At 51.9% G+C, this 657-nt stretch carries 1 protein-coding gene and 1 pseudogene; both read left to right on the plus strand.

The window, feature by feature from the left end; all coding sequences use genetic code 11:
• Window positions 1–320: pseudogene (locus E5329_RS29270) on the plus strand (AAA family ATPase); the annotation flags it as partial.
• Between the two features lie 28 nt (window positions 321–348).
• Window positions 349–573: a hypothetical protein gene (locus E5329_RS30265; RefSeq protein WP_168356820.1), complete on the plus strand. Its 225-nt coding sequence runs from the start codon at window positions 349–351 to the stop codon at window positions 571–573.
• The last annotated feature ends 84 nt before the right edge of the window (window positions 574–657 follow it).

Raw genomic sequence — 657 nt, forward strand, 5'->3', positions numbered from 1 at the left:
CCTATCAGGAGTTCACGCTCCGTTTCCGTGATTGCAGTTGGGAACTGGTGGAGCGTAAGGAGCAGGAACAGCTTGCCAAAGAAGCGATACCAGACGTCCTTTTTCGGATTGTAAATTTTATGCAGGACAAAGAGGAATGGACTGGCACAGCCACAGAGTTATTAGACGCTCTGGGGGAAACAGAAACAGCGGCAAATGTCTTGACAAAATGGATGAACGAGTACCGCCCTGACTTCCTGCTTGAAAACCATATCCGTTATGATTTCAGCCGCAGGAGCAGCGGACGGATGATTTCCCTTGCTGTTGCCACCGACATTTAAACCTATGTGACATTGGCGGCTTTACCTTATGCGTGACGGTCATGACGGTGATGACGGTGTTTTTGGGATACCCCCTGCCACTGTCACCGTCATAGCGGATGTATGTAAAATCGGCGGCTCTGTCCTGCGGGTGACAGCGGTGACGGTGGTGACGGCAATATTGGGATATCCCCGCCGCTGTCATCCCTACGGGAGAACACCCCGTAAACGCAAGATGCAGGCGTGGGCTTTGCTCGCCCTTTTCGGCTCGTAAAGCCACCCTTGCGGTCAGAAAAATCCCCTGATTTTTCCGACTGCGTTTACAGGGTGTAACACACTACACTTTGCCCTGCAAAGT

This window comes from Petralouisia muris (assembly GCF_004793545.1).
In the GTDB taxonomy this organism is placed as follows: Bacteria; Bacillota; Clostridia; order Lachnospirales; family Lachnospiraceae; genus Petralouisia; species Petralouisia muris.

Excerpts from the sequence above, each read along its gene's own strand:
- E5329_RS30265 (WP_168356820.1), top strand. The coding sequence starts at position 349 with ATGCGTGACGGTCATGACGGTGATGACGGTGTTTTTGGGATACCCCCT.